Below are 18,963 nucleotides of genomic sequence, written 5' to 3' on the forward strand. Positions count from 1 at the left end.
AACGCTGCGCGAGAACACCCATGCCGAACGATGCCTGTTTTCCCCTGCATCGAACCAAAGAAAAAGGACGCAACCGGGTCGTGGTGGAGGCCAAAGCCTGGCAGAAGTAATCTACCGCTGGCCCCCCTGATCGACCTCAGGTCTCCAGCGGATCCACCTCCAGACGCCAGCGCAACGAACGCGGATGGGGCAAGCCCCGCAGCGCCTCGACCCAGCGCTCGAGGAAAGCGTGCAGCGCAGGACGGCGACCCCCTTCGACGAGCAGCTGGGCCCGTTCGCGGCGCGCGAGGCGCACGAGGCGCATCGGGACCGGATCGAACACCTTCACCGGCCAACCTTCCCGGCCCGCAATCTCACGCCCCGTGGTGCGCGCCGCCTCCAGGAAAGCGAGCGCCGGCTCCAGCGCCTCGTCGTCGGCGCGCAACAACGCCTGAAAAGCGAAAGGCGGCAGCCGCAGCGCCCGACGCTCGGCGAGCGTCCTCGCGGCGAAGGCGGCATAGTCGTGCGCCGCGAGCTCGCGAAAGAGCGGATGCTGGGGAAACTCCGTCTGCACCAGCACCCGACCTGGCGCGCCCGCCCGACCGGCCCTGCCGGCCACCTGTATCAGCTGCTGGAACATCCGCTCCGTGGCGCGCACCTCGGCGGCGTAGAGCCCGGCATCGGCCCCGATCACGCCGACGAGCGTGAGCGACGGAAAATCATGCCCCTTGGCCATCATCTGCGTGCCCACGAGCAGGTCGTAGCGTCCCGCGCGCACCTCCTCGAGCAGCGTTTCCCATTGAGCCAAGGTCCTCACCGCGTCGCGGTCGATGCGCGCGATCCGCGCCTGGGGAAACAGCGCCTGCAACCGCTCCTCCAGCCGCTGCGTGCCCCGGCCGACGGGCTGCAGGTCGAGCGCGCCGCACTCGGGACAGGCCCGCGGCGGGGCCTCCCGATAACCGCAGTGATGGCAGTGCATCCGGCCGTCGTCGCGATGGAAGACGAGATTGACCGAACAGTTCGGGCAGCGGCTCACCCAGCCGCAATGGCCGCAGCGTACCACCGGCGCGTAACCCCGGCGGTTGAGGAAAACGAGCGCCTGCTCGCCGCGCGCGAGCGTGGCTTCGATCGCCTGGGCGAGCGGCGCGCTCACCCCCTCCTCGGCCGGCGTCTGCGCCGTGTCGATGAGCTCTATCGTCGGCAAGGGTTGGCCGCTCGCGCGGGCGGACAAAGCCACGCGGCGATAGCGGCCCGCCTCGCAGGACGCCCAGCTCTCGAGCGAGGGCGTGGCCGAACCGAGCACGATCGGCACGTTCCAACGGCGAGCCCGCCAGACCGCCAGGTCGCGCGCCGAGTAGGGCACCCCTTCGAACTGCTTGTAGGATGGATCGTGCTCCTCGTCCACCACCACCAGCCCCAGCCGCACGAAAGGCGCGAACACCGCGAGCCGCGTGCCGAGCACGATATCGACCTCGCCGCGCAGCGCCGCCACGAAGGCCGCCGAACGCTCGCCGGCAGGCGCATCCGAATGCAGGCAGACGATGCGCGCCGAAGAAAAACGGGCGCGCACCCGCCCGGTGAGCTGCGGCGTGAGACCGATCTCGGGCACCAGGAGCAGCGCCTGCCGCCCTCGGGCGAGACAGTCGGCGATCAGGCGCAGGTAGACTTCCGTTTTGCCGCTGCCGGTGATCCCGTGCAACAGCGTCACCGAGAACCCTTCCCGCGGTACCGCCTCGAGCGCCGCTCTTTGCCCTGGTGTGAGCTCGGGCAGCAGCCCGGCCGTCATCGCGCTCCCACCCGCGTCCGGTTTCGCCGTACGGGGTTCGCGCTTGCGCCGGCGCAATGCAGGAGGCAGCATCGTCGCCACGACCTCGCCGAGCGGTGCCAGGTAGTAGCGGGCGGTGAATTCGAGCAATTCGCGATCGGCCGCGGCAAGCGGCGGCAACCCCTGCCAGACCGACTCCACCGCTTTGATCCGCTCGTCAGGAACGGACGGATCCGCCTCGAGCGACCAGACGATGCCCAGCTTCGCGCCGCGGCCGAAGGGCACGCGCACGATCTGCCCCGGTACCACCTCTTCGGGAACCCGGTAGTCGAACAACCCCTCGCCGGGAAACGGCAACAGCACCTGGACCCGACGCATCCCCTCGCTCATGCCTTCTGGTGATATTTCACGCTCTCGGTCTGGACGGCGTGGACCAGCGCCGCCACGTGCTCCGGCGGCGTGTGCTGCGAGATGCCGTGCCCCAGGTTGAAGACGTGCCCAGAACCGTACCCGAAAGCTTCGAGCACCTGGCAGGCTTCGCGTACCACCACGTCGGGCGGCGCAAAGAGGATCGCTGGATCGAGATTGCCCTGCAGCGCCACTTTGTCCCCGACCAGAGCCCGAGCCCGGCCGATGTCCATCGTCCAGTCCAGACCCACGGCATCGGCGCCGATGCCGGCCAAATCTTCCAGCCACACGCCGCCCCCCTTGGTGAAGACGATGGAGGGAACGATGCGGCCTTCCGCCTCACGGCGCAAACCCGCGACGATGCGCGCCAGATAGGGCAAGGAAAACGTCTTGAAGGCTTCCTCGGCGAGCACCCCGCCCCAGGAATCGAAGAGCATCACCGCCTGCGCTCCCGCTTCGATCTGGGCGTTGAGGTAATCGGTCACCGCCTGAGTCGTCACCTCGAGGATGCGGTGCATCAGATCGGGACGAGTGTAGAGCAGTGTTTTGACCGTACGATAATCCTCGCTCGCTCCTCCTTCGACCATATAGCAGGCAAGCGTCCAAGGGCTGCCGGAGAAACCGATCAGGGGTACCGAGCCGTCGAGGGCATGCCGGATCTGCCGCACCGCCTCGAGCACATAGGCGAGCTCCACCGTAGGATCCGGAGCAGCAAGGTTGCGGATCTCCCATTCACTGCGCAGTGGTCGCTCGAACTTCGGCCCTTCGCCTTCGACGAAATACAGCCCCAGCCCCATCGCATCGGGCACCGTCAGGATGTCGGAAAAAAGGATCGCCGCATCGAGCCCGAAACGCACGATCGGCTGAAGCGTCACTTCGGTGGCGAGCGCCGGATCCTTGCACAAGGCGAGGAAACTGCCAGCCCGCCGTCGCGTCTCGCGGTATTCGGGCAGATAGCGCCCGGCCTGCCGCATCAACCAGATCGGCGTGCGATCCACGGGCTGGCGCAGCAGCGCCCGCAAGAGGCGATCGTTTTGCAAAGGGGGCATGAGAAGGCGACTCCGTGAGGCGACAGGACAGCCGCCATTATACGGAGCTCAGTCGGCATCCTGGGCGCGCTTGATGGACAGGCCGAGTTGCTTGATCTTGCGGTAGAGATGCGTGCGTTCCAGACCGGCGAGCTCCGCCACCCGGCTCATGGGCAGGGCTTCGCGCTCGAGCAGGCGCTCGAAGTACATGCGCTCGAAGGCTTCGCGCGCCTCGCGCAGCGGCAGGGTGAGCAGGCGCTCCAGCGTGGGCTGATCCGGCAGACCAAAAATGTGCTCGATCGCCGCTTGGGGGACGACGCCATCCTCCTGGGCTGCCAGCAAGGCCTCGGCCAGACCAAAGAGATCGAGCTCGGCCGGCAGCATGCCCTTGGGCATGCGCGTCAGACACCCTGGCGGAATCTGGGGAACCGCCGTACAACCATGCCGCTGCGCCACCTCGGCGAGCGCCAGCGGCACGAGGGTGTCGAGCGCACGCAAGGCTTCATCGCGCTTCGGCACCTCGACGCGGCATTGGGCGAAAGCAGCCACGATCGACTCCGGCCACCCGTCTCGAGCCATGGTTTCCGTCGGCACATCTCCGAAGACGATCACACGTGCGGAATATTCTCCCCGGCGCTCGAGAGCGAAGCAGAGATTCTTTTGCTGAAGACGGGTGAGACTGCGCAATTCGCGCACATACCAATGCCCGCCGCGCGCCCGCTGCAGTTTATCGAGTGAGAGCGGCTGCGTTTCGGCACCGAGATCGAGCGTCGGCCCCTCGCCCAGTTTCAGGGCCTGCCCCAGCGCCTGGACGAGGAAGGCGTCGCTGACCTGGAGATAAAGGAGTCCGCAGCGCTGGAGATGGTCCTTGGCCTTGTCCAACACCGGTGCGAGCAGGGGATGCTCCCCCAGACGGCCGATCGCTACCTCGCTGGGTGCTTTCGCCTGTCGGGATCGCGCCACCGCCTCCTTGATCGCCGGCAGCAGCTTCTGCATCGAGATGGGTTTCTCGAGAAAATCGATCGCCCCGATGCGCGTGGCCTCCACCGCCGTGTCGATCGTGGCGTGTCCCGACATCATGATCACCGGCGGTGCCGGCGGCTGACGTCCCATCCACTGCCGCAAGAGGGTGATACCGTCGACGTCGGGCATCCAGATGTCGAGGAGGATCACGTCGGGTCGCTCGGCCTCCAGGCGCTCGTTCGCCTGCAGGCCGTTTTCGGCCGTCTCGACGGCATAACCCTCATCTTCGAGAATTTCGCGCAACAACTCACGAATACCGACTTCATCGTCGACGATGAGCACTTTAGCCATCCCGGCCTCCTTCACGCACCTCGTCGCCGAGCGGGAATTCGATTTCCACCATTGCCCCTCCTTCCGTCCGGTTGACCAGGCGGACCCGCGCACCATGATCGTCGAGGATCTTCTTGATCACCGCCAGACCCAGCCCCGTCCCTTTGGGCTTGGTCGTGAAATAGGGCTCGAACGCGTGGCGCAGCAGCTCCGGGGGAAAACCCGGACCATTGTCGAGCACCCGCAGGGTGAGGGTATCCGCCTTGCGAGCGACCTCAATACGAATCAGGCCGTGCTGACGCCCCTCCAGCGCATCCTGGGCATTCTGGATGAGATTATGCAACACTTGTCGCAATTGGGAAGCGTCGGCCCGCAATGCCGGCAAAGGTTCCTGAGGCAAGTCGAGTTCCAGGCGCGCTGGTGAGGATTCGTACAGGACCAACACGCTGCGCAACAGGGATTCCAGGTCGAGCCAATCCTTTTTCGGCGCCGGCAGGCGGGCATAGTCGCGGAAGGCATTCACTAGATTCTTCATCGCCTCCACTTGATCGATGATCGTCTGCGTGGCACGTTCGAGCATTTGCCGCTCTTCGGGACCCAGACGGTCGGCGAGCTTGTAGCGCAAGCGCTCGGCCGAGAGCTGGATCGGGGTGAGCGGATTCTTGATCTCGTGCGCGAGGCGCCGTGCCACTTCCCCCCAGGCGGCGGTGCGCTGCGCCTGCACGAGGTCGGTGACGTCGTCGAACACGACTAGACGGCCGCTGCCGTGGCGCGTCGGTAGCGCAGCCACGTGCAGCAGCAGGATCTGGGTATGGCCGTCGGCGCAGCGACGGCGCCATTCGGTGGGGCCTGCCGGCTCACGGCCGATGAGCTCGGCGATCAAGGTGGCAAACTCCGGCTCGATCGTCCAGGAGGAAGGAGGATGCCCCGTGCACCCCCGCAGATCGACTTCGAGGATACGGGAAGCGGCGGCATTGGCGATGGTCAATTTCCCCTCTGCATCGAACGCCAGCACACCGGTGCTGAGGTTGGCGAGGATCGTCTCCAGGTAAGCGCGTGCCGCCTCGATCTGGGCATGCGACTCTTCGGCCGCCTGCCTCGCCTGGGCGAGTTGCTGCGTCATCGCATCGAACGAGCGCGTCAGCACCCCCAACTCGTCGCGGGCCGCGATCGGTGCAAGCGGTCGATAATCGCCAGCCGCCACCGCCCGCGTTCCTTCGGCCAGCACCATCAGCGGCGCGATGAACTTGCGCGACAGATACATGGCCAAGGCGAGCGCCGCCAGCAAAGACAGCAAGACGGTGATGGTGAGCGTGAGCGCATAGATACGCTGCAGCCCCTCCTTGCCGACCACGATCTGCTGGTAATCCCGATAGGCCGTCTGTACGGCGTCGATCTGCTCGGCGATGTTCGCCGGTACCCTTTGTACTACTTGAAGATAGGCCGCCTCCGTCGTACTGCCCGGCATCGTGGCGCCGAGCACTGCGATCACCCGGATGACCGGCACTCCTTCAGGAGAGGTATCGACCCGATGGAAAAGCCCCGTGCTGCGGGCTGCCTGCAGCTCGATGGAGGTGGGCAACACCGAACCCAACCAGCGATCATCCGGACTCACCGTCACCAGGGGCGTTCCCTTGGCGTTGAGCACCGTGATGGAGCTGATCCCCAAATTCTCGCGCAAAGGCGTGAGGGTGGCGATGTCCACTGCCCCCGCCTGAGCGAGTTGCCCCCGCAGCGTCTCCGCGTCATGCCGCGCTTTCAGCACCAGGTTGTCGAGCGTGTTGCGCGCCAGCGCCACCCCGCTCTCCAACGCCCGCTCGACCCGGATGTCGAACCAGGTTTCGATCGAACGCACCACGAAGAAAATCGAGACGAGATAGAGAATCACCGCCGGAATCAAGGCCATGGCGGTGAACATGAGCGTGAGCCGAACCCGAAGTCGCGTGCCGAATTTCCGGCGCCGATACTGCCGATAGAGATGCCAAGCCTGACGCCCCAACAAGACGCCGAGCCCGGCCACCACCGCCGCATTCAGCGTCAAGAAATAGGGAAAGGCGGAACCGAAGACGTCGGTATTGCTGCTGGCCGTCGCGAGCAGGAAGATCGAGATCGCCACGACCGCCAGGATCACTACCACCAGGCCGCGGTTCATCGCTTCCTCCAGGGGTACCAGCGATAAGGCCCCACCTCCCAGGCATAGACGTCATTGCCGAGCGCGCTCGCACGCAGGGTCTGCGGCAATTGCGACAGGTCGACGGCCAACCGCAATTCGGCCCGCACGTCCGCCAACGGATTGAACACGTCGCCGGCCACGGGCCAGCCGCGAATCAAGCGCAAGGACTGCAGCAACGTCTCCCGATCGTAGAACACCTGGGTCGTATCGCCCACCGTCAGCAGCCAATCCTGGGTCACCGGCTGATGCCGTATGGTGATACGCCAGAATTTGCCGAAGACCAGCTGATCGCTCCAATACCAGCGCTCCCGATAGAGCATCAGCTCCAAGCGCAGAGGCATGGCGATGCCGCGCTGCAGCAGATCTTCCCATACGGCGGGGAAACGCTCGAACCCCAGATCTGCGTCGAGAAACCAGTTCCCCGTGCCGTCGCGCCACAGTCGCGCCCGCGACGCGGCATCGGCCACCGCCGCCCCGTCATTGACCAACAGACCCACAGTACCCAAGGGAAGCGCACCCAGGGCGAACAGTAACCGCCGACGAAGCGGATCAAGCGGTTTTGCGCAGCAGCGCGTAGAAGAACCCATCGTGTGTCTCGTCAGGCAGCAGGCCGAGCGTCTCACGCCCGTCACCGAGGGGAACGGGTCGGGCATCGCGATGGCGCTTCACGAACGCTCGTACCTGTTCTTCGTTTTCTTCGGCAAAGATCGAGCAGGTGGCATACAAGAGCCGTCCGCCCGGTTTGAGCAAGGGCCACAGACCCTCGAGGATCTCGTGTTGCTGGCGGGCAAACCCGGTGACGTCCTCGGCACGGCGCAGCCATTTGATATCGGGATGACGTCGCGCCACGCCACTGCCCGAGCACGGTACGTCGGCGAGGATCGCATCGAACGGCCTGCCATCCCACCAGCGAGCAGGATGACGCGCATCGCCGCGCAGCACGCTCGCCGATACGTTCAGCCGCGCCAGAGCACGGCGCAGTGGCACGAGGCGCGACTCCTCGACGTCGACGGCGGTGAGTTCGATGTCGGCCAATTCCAGCAGATGCGCGCTCTTGCCACCCGGTGCAGCGCAGGCATCGAGCACGCGCTCGCCGTCGACCGGAGCGAGCAGACGCGCCGCGAACTGGGCCCCTACGTCTTGGGGCGAGACCCAACCCTCAGCGATGCCGGGCACTTTCGCCACCGGCATCGGCCGTTCCAGCAGCAGCGCCATCGGACCGACGTGACGCACGGCGATGCCGGCCTCGGCAAACCGCGCGAGCGCCCCGGCCTCGTCGATGCGGCGGCGGTTGAGCCGTAAACCCATCGGTGGATGGGTGTTGCCGGCATGCAACACTCCTTCCCAGTCGAGCGGATGCTGCGCGCGCACCTTGTCGATCCACCAGCGCGGATGGCGGAAATGCGCCACCGCCACGTCCTGCTCCTCCGGTCCGACGGCAGGCACGGCGGCGCTCGCGCGCGCCGCCTCGGCGAGCGCCTCGGGGTGCAGCGCCTCGCGCTCGCGCAGGAACGTGCGCAACAAGGCATTGGCGAACCCCGCCAGACGTTCTTGCCGCGCGCGCACGCAACTCACGCTCTGATGAGTGAGCGCATGCGCATCGCGCGGACCGTCGCGCAGCGCCGACAGCGCCACCAGCAAAGGGGCGAGCACCGGTTCGGGCACGCCGCGCGGGGCGAGCCGCGCCAACACCCACCGCCCCCAACCGTAGTCACGCAGAGCGCTCCAGGACAGATCACGCACCCGCCCCCAAGCGCCGGGCTCGGTCACGGGATGCGCCGCACGCAGGGCGTGATAATGCTCCAGCGCATTGTGTCCCGCGAGGACCCTGTCGATAACCTGGGCCGCGAGCTCGATCGCACCGCTCAAGGTGCGGGGATCGACCTCAGGCGATGTTCCACGTGAAACATTTCGTCCGGCCGCATCCGGCGAGCGTTCCTTCACGGCTGCATGATCTCGCGCAAATAGCGTGGCATGACCAGTCGCGCCCGATAGGTTGCACCGTCGAGATAACGCAGGTTGCGCAATCCACGCTCGGCGATGCGCGCATCCAGCGTCGCCTCGTCGAGCGATGCCGGATCGAATGCATCAGACGCGCAGGCGAGTGTCCAATTCGATCCATAAAGCGGAATATAGTGCAAATGAGGGCGAACATGGGCGAAGACCGCACGCAGGCGCCGCAGCAGCTCGCGCACTCGTTCAGGCTGATGATCCGGCGTCCCCACGTGCAGCGATAGCGCCCCGCCCTCGGCGAGCAGCGCCTTGCACGCCCGAAAAAACTCCTCCTGGTAAAGCGCCGCCGCCGGCCCCACCGGATCGGTGAGATCCAGCACCACGAGGTCGAATTTCCTTCCCTCGGCCGGAGCCACGCGGCGCACGTATTCCAGGCCGTCCTGCACCCGCAGCTCCAGACGCGGATCGTCGAGCGCGCCGCGATGCACCACGTGAAAATAGGTGCGAGCGAGCTCGATCACTTTCTCGTCGAGCTCCACCAACACCACCTGCTGCATCGTGCGGTACTTGAAGAGTTCCTCGGCCGAACCGCCGTCGCCGCCGCCGATGACGAGCGCCGAACGCGGCCCCGCATGCGCGAGCCCCGGCACATGGACGAGATTCTCGTGATAGATGAATTCATCGGCCTCGCTCGTCATCGCGCAGCCATCAAGGCGGAACATGCGCCCGAATAGGGGCGAATTCCACACCTCGTATTCCTGGTAGCGGCTGCGACCGCGTTCCAGGCACTCGGTCACGTCGAAATAATAGCCGCTCCAGTCGCTCAAGGACTCCCACAGCCGCGTCGTGCGTTCGCTCATCGCCTCACTCCCGCGGCGCGATCTTGCCGCGCACCACCGAATGGCTCACCACCTCCATCGGGTTGAGCGTCTCGATCACACGGCGAAACACCCGACGCGCGAGCTCGGAATTGTCCTTGGAGAAATTGCACACGTAGACGTCCAAGGTGACATTGCCCGTTTCGGGCCAGGTATGGATGGCCAGGTGAGACTCGGCCAGCACCACCGTGCCGGTGACGCCGGCATTCTCGCCGTCGTCGTGTCGGAACTGATAGAAATAAGCACCCAGCGGCGTCAAGCCGGCGTCCCGGCACTCCTGCACGCACAAAGTCTCCAACCGTTCCCGGTCGGTGAGCAGAGCGACATCGCAGCGGCAATCATAGAGATCCGCAATCAGATGAAGACCGTTCATCTCCACTTCTCCCGGCCAGCCATGGAAAACCGAAAATTATACAACGAACTGCCCGAAGGCGTTCGTTCCCCACCGCGGTGTGCCCGCAATCAGAATAAATATGGGGACAATTGTTCCCAACTCAAGCGCACGATCAGCACCGCCACCACGACGAGGAAGAGCTTGCGTACGAAGCCGGAACCATGGCGCAGCGCCAGGCCGCTGCCGACGCGCGAACCCAGGACGTTGCACAGCGCCAACCACCCTCCCAGGGCCCAGGCGATGTGCGCATGGCCCCAGAAATAGGCGATGGCCGCAACGTTCGTCGCCACGTTGCCGACTTTTGCCAGAGCCGACGCATGGAGAAAATCCAATCGCAACAAACGCACGAAAGCAAAGATGAAAAAACTGCCCGTGCCGGGACCGAAGAATCCGTCGTAGAACCCGATCGCCAGCCCGATACCCAGCGCCCGTGCCAGATCGGCCCGTTCCCAAGCCGCCGAGCGAGACTGCAGACCAAAGTCCTTTTTGGCAAAGGTATAGATCGCCACCAGGCTCAGCAGCACCAGCACCAGAGGGCGGGCCCACTCCCGCGGAAAATGCGTCACCGCGCTTGCCCCAAACCAACTCCCCACGCCGGCCGCGACAGCCACCGTCGCCAACAGCGTTCCCGGCAGGGCGATACGACGAAGATATTGCCGCGCCGCCGCCGCCGTGCCCACCACGGAAGCGACCTTGTTCGTGCCGAAGAGATCCGCGAGCGGCGACTGCGGAAAAGCGAGCAACAAAGCGGGAACCTGGATGAGCCCCCCGCCCCCCACCGCCGCATCGATGAGCCCCGCGAGAAAGGCCGCCCCTCCTAGGACGAGCCACATCCAGCTCAAATCTTCGAGCCCCATTTACGCTCCTTTAGGATGTTTCACGTGGAACATGTCTCGATTGACGTAGATTGACGTACCATGATCGCCTGCATAGAATCCTCGCAGCAAGGAAAGGGGCGATGGCGATCACCTTTCGCGATGACTGGCTCGAAGCCTTTTACGTCTCCGACCGACGCCACCGAAAAATTCCCTCGACTTTGGAGGAAACCCTCTTTCGCAAGCTGCAAATCCTCGACGCCGCCGCCGACGAGTCAGACCTCCGCGTTCCCCCGGGCAACCGTTTCGAACATCTCCAAGGGAACCTTCGCGGTTGGTGTTCCATCCGAATCAACAAACAATACCGTCTGGTTTTTCGTTGGGTAGACGGCACTGCCGAAGATACCTACCTCGACGCACATACTTACCAAGGATGAAACCCATGTGGTCGACAAAACGCCGTCCTCTGACCGTCGGACAAATCCTGAAGAGCGAATTTCTCGAACCCATGAATATCGAAGTGGGCGAACTCGCGGATGCGATGGGCGTACATCGAAATACCCTGAGTCGGATCGTACACGACAAGGCAAGCTTGACTCCTCCCATGGCAATGAAATTGGCCAAAGCACTGGGTACCACCGCTGAATTTTGGCTCAACATCCAGCATGCCGTCACCGTGTGGGATCTCCGCCATCAAGCATATGCCCAGGACGCCGAGAACGTGCGACGCATCGCAGCCAATCATGACGAGACGCGATATGCCGCTCAATGACACCATGACTTCGTTCACTTACCGATGCAGAAGCGGCTGAAAATCTCGCCGAGCAGATCCTCCACGTCGTATTCTCCGAGGATGCGACCGAGCGCCCGATGCGCCGCGCGCAGCTCCTCGGCGAGCAGCTCCAACATTTCACCCGTCTCCAGCGCCGCGGCGAGCGAGCCACGCGCCTCGCGCAAGGCCTCCAGATGCCGCTCTCGCGCCAATACGACGTCTTCCCCTTGGGCATGCCAGCCGACCACCTCCAGCAGCGCCGCGCGCAGCAGGTCCAGCCCCTCGCCGGTGCGTGCCGACAGCCACACGCGCTCGCGAATGCGCCCCTCCGCCCCCGTCTCGCGCCGCGGCGCCTCGCCCGTCAAGTCGATCTTGTTCACCACCTCGATCACCGGCACTTCGGGTGGGGCGAGCGCCAGCACTTCCTCGAGCGGGGCCGCCTCGGCCTGATCGAGCGCGCGCAGCGCGAGCACCGCATCGGCCTGGGAAATCGCCTCACGCGTGCGCGCCACGCCGATGCGCTCCACCGGATCGTCGGTGGCTCGCAGCCCCGCCGTGTCGATCACGTAAAGCGGAATGCCTTCGATCTGGATCGCCTCACGCAACACGTCGCGGGTGGTACCGGCGATGTCGGTGACGATCGCCCGCTCTTCCCCCATCAAGGCATTGAGCAGGCTCGACTTGCCGACATTGGGCGCACCGGCGATGACCACGTGCAGACCCCGGCGCAGCAGCGCTCCCTGGCGCGCGTTCTCGAGCAGCCGATCGAGGGCGGCCAGGGTTTCGGCCACTTTCTCGCGGATACGCGCGGCAGCGATGAGCTCCAGATCCTCTTCGGGAAAATCGAGCGAGGCCTCGACCCACATGCGCGCCTCGATCAAGCGCTCCTGCAGGGCGCGCACGGCGCGGGAGAATTCCCCCGTGAGCGAGCGCGCCGCCCCTCGGGCCGCCGCCCGGGTGGACGCGTCGATCAGATCGGCCACGGCTTCCGCCTGCGCCAGATCGATCTTGCCGGCAAGAAAGGCGCGCTCGGTGAATTCTCCGGGACGAGCGAGCCGGGCGCCCAGCTCGAGACAGCGCTCGAGCAACAGTTGCAGCACCACGGGCCCGCCGTGCCCGTGCAACTCCAGCACGTCTTCGCCGGTAAACGAATGCGGCGCCGGGAAGTACAGCGCCAACCCCTCGTCGATCACCGCGCCCCGCGCATCGCGAAAGCGCGCAAACGTCGCCCTGCGCGGCGGCGGCACCCGTCCGAGCAGCGCTTCGACGAATGCTGCGAGCGACGGTCCCGAGACCCTCACCACACCGATGCCGCCGCGCCCCGGTGCGGTGGCGATCGCCGCGATCACCTCGCGCGGCGCCCCTTCCGTCTGCCGCTCTCCGCTCACGTCGCCGCCGACCTCACTTCGCAGCTTTTCCTGGCTCCATCTGCCGCGTGATCCACCACTGCTGGGCAATAGACAGCACGTTGTTCGTGAACCAATAGAGCACCAGACCAGAAGGGAACCACAGGAACATCACCGTGAACACGATGGGCATGGCGAGCATCAGCTTCGCCTGCATCGGATCGACCGGCTGCGGGTTGAGCTTCATCTGCACGAGCATGGACACGCCCATGAGGATGGGCAACACGAAGTAAGGATCACGCATCGACAGATCCTGGATCCACAGGATCCACGGCGCCTGGCGCATCTCGACGCTGTTGAGCAGCACCCAGTAGAGCGCGATGAACACCGGGATCTGCACCAGGATGGGCAGGCAGCCGCCCAGCGGGTTGACCTTCTCCTCCTGGTAGATGCGCATCATCTCCTGCTGCATGCGCGCCTTGTCGTCGCCATAGAGCTCCTTCAGGCGCTGCAGACGCGGAGTGAGCGCGCGCATCTTGGCCATCGAACGGTAACTCGCCGCCGACAAGGGGAAGAAGATCGCTTTCAGGAGCACCGTCACCAGCACGATCGCCCAGCCCCAGTTCCCCGTGAGCCTGTGCAACCAGGACAGCACCCAGAAGAGCGGCGCGGCGATCACCGTGAGCCAACCGTAATCGACCACCAGATCGAACCCCGGCGCAAGCGAACCCAGCACACTCTGCGTCTGCGGCCCGGCATAGAGGCGAACGCTTCCCTCCTTCGCTTCGCCCGGCGCGACCGTCCCCAGCGGCAGGATCACCCCCGTCTGGAACAAGCCCCCCTCCACCGGCCGGACATAGAACTCGCGCTGCACCCCCTCCTGCGGCAACCAGGCCGCGACGAAGTAATGCTGCACCATGGCGATCCAACCATCCTGCGCGAGCCGCGGAAACTCCGCCTTGCCCTTGAGCACGTCCTCGAAGTTGATCTTCTTGTACTTGCTCTCGGCGGTATAGACGGCCGGGCCGGTGAACGTGCGAACCCCGAAGAGCGAGTGCTCTTCGGCCGGCAAACCATCGCGCAGGAATTGATAATAAGTCGACGCTTCGAGCGGCGCCGTGCCCGCGTTGGCAACCTCGTGGCGCACCTCGACCAGATATTCACCGCGCTTGAAGCGCAGCACTTTGGTCACGAGCGCCCCATTGTCCGCCTGGGCCGTGAGCCGAACCTCCAGCACGTCCTGCCCTGGCGCAAGCTGCACGGCCTCGGCCGGCAGCTGCCATTGCGAGCGATGGTTCGGCAGGCCCGCTCCGATCAGCCCCGACTGCACGCGATAGACGTGGCCGGCACGGCCATCGTCGAAGAGCACGAACGGTTTGCTGCGGTCCTCGCGGGCCGCGTAGTCCTTGAACGCGAGGAAGACGATGTCGCCACCGCGCTCCGAGATCTCCGCGGTAAAACGATCGGTCTCGACCACCATATGGTGCGCCTGGGTTTCTTCGATCGCTCCGGAAACCGGTGCCACGGCGGCCCGCTGTGACTGGGGTACCTCACCCAGACCGGCCCCTTGCTGCGTTGCGACGGGACGCTCGGCTTGCGGTTGCGGCGCCGGCTGGTTGTGACGCAACCATGCCTCCCACAGCATCACCAACGAGAACAGGAACACCAACAACGGGATCAGGCGGCGTTGTTCCATGGATCCATCCTGGGAAAACGGGCAAAAGAATCGGCGAATTATGGCACAGGGTCGTGCCCGCCGGGATGAAAGGGATGGCAGCGCGACACCCGCCGCACCCCCAGCCACAGACCTTTCAGCGCCCCATGGCGCTCGATCGCTTCCAAGGTATATTGCGAGCAGCTCGGATAAAACCGGCAGTTGCGCCCCAGCCAAGGGCTGATCGCCACTTGATAACCCCGGATGAGCGCGATCAGGAGGCGGCGCATTTGCCGGCCTCCCGCACAAGCCGTTCGAAGCAGGAAAGGAGATCCTCGCGCAGCATCCGACGCGTGGCCTCGGCGATCGGCGCGCTCAGCCGCACCACCACGTCGCAAGCCGGCAGCCGCGATTTTTCGAGACGGAAAGTCTCGCGGGCGATGCGCTTGACGAGGTTGCGCTGGTGCGCGCGGCGCACGAGCTTCTTTGCCACCACCAGCCCCAGACGCGGGCGACCCAGGTCGTTTGGGCTCCAGTGTACGGCAAAAAACCGCCCGCGGATCACCCGCCGCGCCGTAAAGACGCGCGAGAATTCGGACGGTCGCAGCAGGCGGTCGGCACGGCGAAAACGTGCCTCCGCCTCAGACGGGATCTCGCCGCTCAAACGGCCAGGCGATGACGACCCTTGGCCCGCCGCGCCCGAATCACGGAGCGGCCACCGCGGGTGCGCATGCGCACGAGGAAACCATGGGTACGCTTGCGACGGATCTTGGAGGGTTGATAGGTGCGTTTCATGGGACCACCTCGAACGGGAAAATCTCGTTATTTAACAGACAATCCCTAGCGGTGTCAAGCAATCATTGCGGCGGCTTTTGGTTGGCACGAAGATCTTGTAGCGCCTCGTTCATCTTGAAAAAGACGATCGCCAGTTCACACCAGATACGGCTCGCTACCGCACCACCGAGCATGGTAAGTAGCCCCATCAGGAAATTTCCAAAGGAAAACCCGCCGTAGCCGGAAAACATCACCCCCACACCCGAGAAAAACGCTATGAGCAACAGAATCCAATAAACAAAAGTAATGATTACCGGCGTGAGCATCTTGTCGAAGAAAAAAATATCTTTCATAGCTCCTCCTAGAAGTAAGGCAAATGGGACAAAAATCATGATGACGCCCAAACATCATACACCAACCCCTCCCCTCACCGGCCTCATCCTCGCTGGCGGTCGCGGCACGAGGCTGGGCGGCGTCGACAAAGGCCTGGTCGAACTGCACGAACGGCCGCTCGTCGAGTACGTGCTCGACCGGCTTCGCCCCCAGACCGAGGCGATCCTCATCAATGCCAATCGCCACCACGAACGATACGCCGCCTATGGCGTGCCGGTGATCCCGGATCTCGAAGGCGGATTCGCCGGGCCGCTCGCCGGCATCGCCGCGGGGCTCGCCGCTGCGCGCACCGACTGGGTGGTCGTCGTGCCCTGCGATTGCCCCCTTTTGCCGTCCGACCTCGTCGATCGGCTATGGCAGGCGCGCTGCGCCGCAGGGGCCGACGTGGCCGTCGCCCAAGCCGCAGGGCGGTTACAGCCAGTCTTCGCCCTCGTACCGGTCACCGCGCGCGGTGAGCTCGAACGCCGTTTGCGCGCGGGCGAGCGCAAGGTCGCAGCCTGGCTCACGGCGCAACGCTTGGCGGTGGCCGATTTTTCCGACGAATCCGAAGCCTTCGTCAACGTGAATACGGAGGAAGAACGTCGTGCGCTGGAAGCGCGCCTTGTCCCGTTTCCTCGCCCTTTGCTATAGTGAGCCGACACGACCCCCAGGCCTGTTTTCCATGTTACCGTTTTTCCGTAGGCTCGGTTTTCGCCTCCCGGCCATCTTCATCGCCTTCTCCTTGCTCGTCGCACTGGCCAATGCACTCACTTTGTACGTTTCCTGGCAGCTCCAAGGTAGCGCCGCAGCGATCAACGATCTGGGCAGCGAACGCATGCGTTCGTACCGGATTGCCCTTCTCCTGACCCAGAGCGGGGGCAAAGAATCCACCGATGTAAATCCCGATGATCAGATCAAGAAAGAAATCACCCGATTCGAGGAAGTCCTGAACCGACTCGAAGTCGGCGATCAGGGTCGACCATTGTTTGTGCCGCCACAACCCGCCATTCGACGGCAGCTATCAGACATCCAAATCACCTGGTCGAGGGAAATCCGTCCCTACATCGAATCACTCCTTACCGTCCCTATCGAACGGAGGCTCGACTACCTGCCTCGCTTGCGAAACATGCTAGATGGATTCGTTGGACGCATCGATGCGCTCGTCGCCGACATCGAACAGGCGAGTTCCCACAACACGGCACTGCTCGGTAGCCTACAACTGGGGCTCCTGGGGCTGGCGATCGGCGGGACCGTCGCGCTCGTTTATCTCATCATTCTGCTCGTCGTCCGCCCCGTACTCAGTCTGCAAGAAGGGGTGCAGCGCATGGAGCAGGAAGATTTTTCCGCGCGTGTACCCGTGGAGAGCGAGGACGAATTCGGTGATCTCGCCCGTGGTTTCAACCGCATGGCCGCCCACCTGCAAGACCTCTACGCTACGCTCGAGCAACGCGTCGAGGAAAAGACACGACATCTAGAGGCGCGCAACCGCGAACTGGCGTTACTCTACGGCGTCTCTTCTTCTCTCGAAGAGCCTGGGAACATCGAGACCCTGTGTCGTGGTTTCGTGCAGGCCGTCCTCCCGGCCATAGGGGCCGACGCCGCTTCGATACGAATGATCGATCCTCAAACGCAGCAAATCCACCTGTTCGTACATGAAGGACTGCAACCGGGGTTCATCACCAAGGAACGCTGTCTCGCACAAGGGGAATGCCTGTGCGGCGCGAGCGCCTGGACAGGACAAACGCTCGCCCAGACTTTTCCGGCCAAGGACAAATTTCCCTATGCCTGCGAGGCCGCTGGCTACCGCTCCGTATGGATTCTCCCTATCGCGGTGCAAAAACAGCGGCTGGGGCTCTTCAATCTCTATTTCCGCGAAGCAAGGGAACTCATGCCCCAAGAGCAGCGCTTGCTCGAAACGCTGGTGCAGCATCTTGGAATTGCCATCGAAAACCGCCAGCTCGTCTCGCGAGAACGCGAGCTCGCCGTTTCCGAGGAACGAAATCTTCTTGCCCAAGAACTGCACGATTCGATTGCCCAATCGCTCGCCTTTCTCAACTTGCAGGCCCAGATGCTGCGCCGATCGATCGAGAGCGGGGAACAAGAGCAGGCGCTCGCCGAGCTCGCCCAGATCCGCGAAGGTATCCAAGAGAGCTACGACGACGTGCGCGAGCTCCTCGTCCATTTCCGCCTTCGCCCCGGTGCCAGCGAGTTCGAAGAAACGGTACGCTCGGCCCTCGAAAAATTTGAAGGTCAGACTGGGATTCATACCCATCTGCAGATTTCCGGGGTGGGCATGCCACTCACCACCGAGCAGCAGCTACAAGTTCTGCACATCGTGCAAGAGGCTCTGTCGAACGTACGTAAACATGCCTCTGCCACGAAAGTCACCGTAGAGATTCAGCGCGGCGAAACGTACCGCATCGAGGTTCGCGACGATGGTTGTGGCATCGATCCTCGAAGGTTGGAGGACGGTGGCGGCCACGTTGGGCTGAAGATCATGCGCGAGCGGGCGCACCGTATCGGCGCCACGATGGACATCCTCTCGACGCCGCACAAGGGAACCTCCGTACGGTTGCTGCTGCCACTGCTCCAACGGGAGGCTGCATGACGAAAAAGATCCGCGTCCTGCTCATCGACGACCATGCGCTTTTTCGCAGCGGGGTCAAAGCGCTGCTCTCCCGCCAGCCCGACATCGAGGTCGTCGGCGAAGCGGCCGACGGTCTCGAAGGCATCAAGCGCAGTACCCAACTCCAGCCTGACCTCGTCTTGCTCGACCTGAATCTTCCCGGCCTGAGCGGACGTGACACCCTCGCCTTGCTGCTCGAGGAGCACCCCTCGTTGCCAGTCGTCATGTTGACGGTCTCGGAAGAAGCTTCCGACCTGATGGACTGCCTTCAGAGAGGTGCCAAGGGCTATCTGCTCAAGAACATCGAGATCGATCAGCTCATCGATGGCATCCGACGTGCGGTGCGTAGCGAAGCCGTAATGTCACCGCAAATGACCGGCAAGCTCGTCGAAGGTATCCGGCACTCCACCGCCAGCGCGATCGCACCGCAGGCGGAACATGAAAAGCTCAGTCCGCGTGAACGTGAAATCCTCGCCTTTATCGCCCGAGGAGCGAGCAATAAGGAGATCGCCAGAGCCCTCGATCTCGCCGAAAGCACCGTCAAGATCCACGTGCAGCACATCTTACGCAAACTGAATCTGGCTAGCCGGGTTCAGGCCGCCGTCTACGCCGTCGAGCAGGGTTTAGCAGCCAAAGACTGAGCCTAGTTCTTTCGGCGTATTCCCCATCCTCCTTTTGTCTCGCCATCTTTCGCCTTCCGTGGAATAGGCGCATCGCCCGTTGCGCCCTACAC

The 18,963-nt window shown here is 64.1% G+C and carries 20 protein-coding genes and 1 pseudogene; 6 read left to right on the top strand and 15 right to left on the bottom strand.

The genetic code is table 11. From position 1 onward, the window contains the following. Positions 1 to 136: 136 nt before the first annotated feature. The 9 genes from H607_RS0109400 to H607_RS0109440 form a co-directional block, all read right to left on the bottom strand. Positions 137 to 2,134: a primosomal protein N' gene (locus H607_RS0109400; RefSeq protein ID WP_211218533.1), complete on the bottom strand. Its 1,998-nt coding sequence runs from the start codon at positions 2,132 to 2,134 to the stop codon at positions 137 to 139. Further along, complete coding sequence (gene hemE, locus H607_RS0109405; protein ID WP_028875226.1) at positions 2,131 to 3,201, bottom strand: uroporphyrinogen decarboxylase; 1,071 nt, start codon at positions 3,199 to 3,201, stop codon at positions 2,131 to 2,133. Before hemE ends, H607_RS0109400 begins: the two co-directional genes overlap by 4 nt. 48 nt (positions 3,202 to 3,249) lie before the next feature. Further along, positions 3,250 to 4,494: a sigma-54-dependent Fis family transcriptional regulator gene (locus H607_RS13710; protein ID WP_028875227.1), complete on the bottom strand. Its 1,245-nt coding sequence runs from the start codon at positions 4,492 to 4,494 to the stop codon at positions 3,250 to 3,252. Beyond that, the gene (locus tag H607_RS12490; RefSeq protein WP_051240806.1) at positions 4,487 to 6,625 is read right to left on the bottom strand and encodes a sensor histidine kinase; all 2,139 of its coding nucleotides are present in this window, start codon (positions 6,623 to 6,625) and stop codon (positions 4,487 to 4,489) included. The genes H607_RS13710 and H607_RS12490 overlap by 8 nt, the downstream gene beginning before the upstream one ends. Continuing rightward, positions 6,622 to 7,233: a DUF4390 domain-containing protein gene (locus H607_RS0109420; RefSeq protein WP_157381295.1), complete on the bottom strand. Its 612-nt coding sequence runs from the start codon at positions 7,231 to 7,233 to the stop codon at positions 6,622 to 6,624. Before H607_RS0109420 ends, H607_RS12490 begins: the two co-directional genes overlap by 4 nt. After that, complete coding sequence (rsmB, locus tag H607_RS0109425) at positions 7,196 to 8,515, bottom strand: 16S rRNA (cytosine(967)-C(5))-methyltransferase RsmB (protein ID WP_028875229.1); 1,320 nt, start codon at positions 8,513 to 8,515, stop codon at positions 7,196 to 7,198. Before rsmB ends, H607_RS0109420 begins: the two co-directional genes overlap by 38 nt. A 71-nt stretch (positions 8,516 to 8,586) precedes the next feature. Continuing rightward, positions 8,587 to 9,459, bottom strand: coding sequence for a polyamine aminopropyltransferase (gene speE, locus H607_RS0109430; RefSeq protein ID WP_028875230.1), 873 nt, complete (start codon positions 9,457 to 9,459; stop codon positions 8,587 to 8,589). A gap of 4 nt (positions 9,460 to 9,463) precedes the next feature. Then, positions 9,464 to 9,850 (bottom strand): adenosylmethionine decarboxylase, encoded by a 387-nt coding sequence (speD, locus tag H607_RS0109435; RefSeq protein ID WP_028875231.1) that lies wholly within the window; start codon positions 9,848 to 9,850, stop codon positions 9,464 to 9,466. 89 nt (positions 9,851 to 9,939) lie between these two features. Next, positions 9,940 to 10,728 carry a sulfite exporter TauE/SafE family protein gene (locus H607_RS0109440; protein WP_037990242.1) on the bottom strand — a complete coding sequence of 263 codons (789 nt, stop codon included), beginning with the start codon at positions 10,726 to 10,728 and terminating at the stop codon, positions 9,940 to 9,942. Between the two features lie 101 nt (positions 10,729 to 10,829). On the opposite strand from H607_RS0109440, the gene H607_RS0109445 reads away from it, so the two are divergent. Both H607_RS0109445 and H607_RS0109450 read left to right on the top strand, forming a co-directional pair. Further along, the gene (locus H607_RS0109445) at positions 10,830 to 11,123 is read left to right on the top strand and encodes a type II toxin-antitoxin system RelE/ParE family toxin (protein WP_028875233.1); all 294 of its coding nucleotides are present in this window, start codon (positions 10,830 to 10,832) and stop codon (positions 11,121 to 11,123) included. Between the two features lie 5 nt (positions 11,124 to 11,128). After that, complete coding sequence (locus H607_RS0109450) at positions 11,129 to 11,458, top strand: HigA family addiction module antitoxin (RefSeq protein ID WP_028875234.1); 330 nt, start codon at positions 11,129 to 11,131, stop codon at positions 11,456 to 11,458. A gap of 14 nt (positions 11,459 to 11,472) precedes the next feature. On the opposite strand, the gene mnmE is transcribed toward H607_RS0109450, so the two are convergent. The 6 genes from mnmE to H607_RS0109480 form a co-directional block, all read right to left on the bottom strand. Continuing rightward, complete coding sequence (gene mnmE, locus H607_RS0109455) at positions 11,473 to 12,846, bottom strand: tRNA uridine-5-carboxymethylaminomethyl(34) synthesis GTPase MnmE (protein ID WP_037990245.1); 1,374 nt, start codon at positions 12,844 to 12,846, stop codon at positions 11,473 to 11,475. Between the two features lie 13 nt (positions 12,847 to 12,859). Beyond that, the gene (gene yidC / locus H607_RS0109460) at positions 12,860 to 14,500 is read right to left on the bottom strand and encodes a membrane protein insertase YidC (protein WP_028875236.1); all 1,641 of its coding nucleotides are present in this window, start codon (positions 14,498 to 14,500) and stop codon (positions 12,860 to 12,862) included. 38 nt (positions 14,501 to 14,538) lie between these two features. Further along, complete coding sequence (gene yidD, locus H607_RS0109465) at positions 14,539 to 14,748, bottom strand: membrane protein insertion efficiency factor YidD (protein ID WP_028875237.1); 210 nt, start codon at positions 14,746 to 14,748, stop codon at positions 14,539 to 14,541. Then, entirely contained in the window at positions 14,733 to 15,122 is a 390-nt protein-coding gene (gene rnpA, locus H607_RS12495; RefSeq protein WP_211218534.1) for a ribonuclease P protein component, read from the bottom strand. Before rnpA ends, yidD begins: the two co-directional genes overlap by 16 nt. Beyond that, positions 15,119 to 15,253, bottom strand: coding sequence for a 50S ribosomal protein L34 (rpmH, locus tag H607_RS0109475; RefSeq protein ID WP_028875239.1), 135 nt, complete (start codon positions 15,251 to 15,253; stop codon positions 15,119 to 15,121). Before rpmH ends, rnpA begins: the two co-directional genes overlap by 4 nt. A 62-nt stretch (positions 15,254 to 15,315) precedes the next feature. Next, positions 15,316 to 15,585, bottom strand: a complete 270-nt coding sequence (locus H607_RS0109480; protein WP_028875240.1) for a DUF4282 domain-containing protein — start codon at positions 15,583 to 15,585, stop codon at positions 15,316 to 15,318. Between the two features lie 37 nt (positions 15,586 to 15,622). Here H607_RS0109480 and mobA point away from each other — a divergent pair, with 37 nt between their 5' ends. The 4 genes and pseudogenes from mobA (at position 15,623) to H607_RS0109495 (ending at position 18,871) form a co-directional block, all read left to right on the top strand. Continuing rightward, on the top strand, positions 15,623 to 16,255 hold the full coding sequence (gene mobA, locus H607_RS12500) for a molybdenum cofactor guanylyltransferase MobA (protein WP_051240807.1): 633 nt from the start codon (positions 15,623 to 15,625) through the stop codon (positions 16,253 to 16,255). A gap of 184 nt (positions 16,256 to 16,439) precedes the next feature. Continuing rightward, positions 16,440 to 16,607: pseudogene (locus tag H607_RS13810) on the top strand (hypothetical protein); the annotation flags it as partial. Between the two features lie 123 nt (positions 16,608 to 16,730). Beyond that, a complete protein-coding gene (locus tag H607_RS0109490; protein WP_245563181.1) occupies positions 16,731 to 18,212 on the top strand; it encodes an ATP-binding protein in 1,482 nt (493 codons plus the stop codon). Continuing rightward, positions 18,209 to 18,871 (top strand): response regulator, encoded by a 663-nt coding sequence (locus tag H607_RS0109495; protein WP_028875242.1) that lies wholly within the window; start codon positions 18,209 to 18,211, stop codon positions 18,869 to 18,871. The genes H607_RS0109490 and H607_RS0109495 overlap by 4 nt, the downstream gene beginning before the upstream one ends. Positions 18,872 to 18,963 lie beyond the last annotated feature (92 nt).

Origin of the sequence: Tepidiphilus margaritifer DSM 15129, assembly GCF_000425565.1 — a bacterium.
Classification (GTDB): Bacteria; Pseudomonadota; Gammaproteobacteria; order Burkholderiales; family Rhodocyclaceae; genus Tepidiphilus; species Tepidiphilus margaritifer.

Coding starts and splice junctions, on each gene's coding strand:
- H607_RS0109400 (WP_211218533.1), bottom strand. CDS start 2,134: ATGAGCGAGGGGATGCGTCGGGTCCAGGTGCTGTTGCCGTTTCCCGGC.
- hemE (WP_028875226.1), bottom strand. CDS start 3,201: ATGCCCCCTTTGCAAAACGATCGCCTCTTGCGGGCGCTGCTGCGCCAG.
- H607_RS13710 (WP_028875227.1), bottom strand. CDS start 4,494: ATGGCTAAAGTGCTCATCGTCGACGATGAAGTCGGTATTCGTGAGTTG.
- H607_RS12490 (WP_051240806.1), bottom strand. CDS start 6,625: ATGAACCGCGGCCTGGTGGTAGTGATCCTGGCGGTCGTGGCGATCTCG.
- H607_RS0109420 (WP_157381295.1), bottom strand. CDS start 7,233: ATGGGTTCTTCTACGCGCTGCTGCGCAAAACCGCTTGATCCGCTTCGT.
- speE (WP_028875230.1), bottom strand. CDS start 9,459: ATGAGCGAACGCACGACGCGGCTGTGGGAGTCCTTGAGCGACTGGAGC.
- speD (WP_028875231.1), bottom strand. CDS start 9,850: ATGAACGGTCTTCATCTGATTGCGGATCTCTATGATTGCCGCTGCGAT.
- H607_RS0109440 (WP_037990242.1), bottom strand. CDS start 10,728: ATGGGGCTCGAAGATTTGAGCTGGATGTGGCTCGTCCTAGGAGGGGCG.
- H607_RS0109445 (WP_028875233.1), top strand. CDS start 10,830: ATGGCGATCACCTTTCGCGATGACTGGCTCGAAGCCTTTTACGTCTCC.
- H607_RS0109450 (WP_028875234.1), top strand. CDS start 11,129: ATGTGGTCGACAAAACGCCGTCCTCTGACCGTCGGACAAATCCTGAAG.
- yidC (WP_028875236.1), bottom strand. CDS start 14,500: ATGGAACAACGCCGCCTGATCCCGTTGTTGGTGTTCCTGTTCTCGTTG.
- yidD (WP_028875237.1), bottom strand. CDS start 14,748: ATGCGCCGCCTCCTGATCGCGCTCATCCGGGGTTATCAAGTGGCGATC.
- rpmH (WP_028875239.1), bottom strand. CDS start 15,253: ATGAAACGCACCTATCAACCCTCCAAGATCCGTCGCAAGCGTACCCAT.
- H607_RS0109480 (WP_028875240.1), bottom strand. CDS start 15,585: ATGAAAGATATTTTTTTCTTCGACAAGATGCTCACGCCGGTAATCATT.
- mobA (WP_051240807.1), top strand. CDS start 15,623: ATGATGACGCCCAAACATCATACACCAACCCCTCCCCTCACCGGCCTC.
- H607_RS0109490 (WP_245563181.1), top strand. CDS start 16,731: ATGCTAGATGGATTCGTTGGACGCATCGATGCGCTCGTCGCCGACATC.
- H607_RS0109495 (WP_028875242.1), top strand. CDS start 18,209: ATGACGAAAAAGATCCGCGTCCTGCTCATCGACGACCATGCGCTTTTT.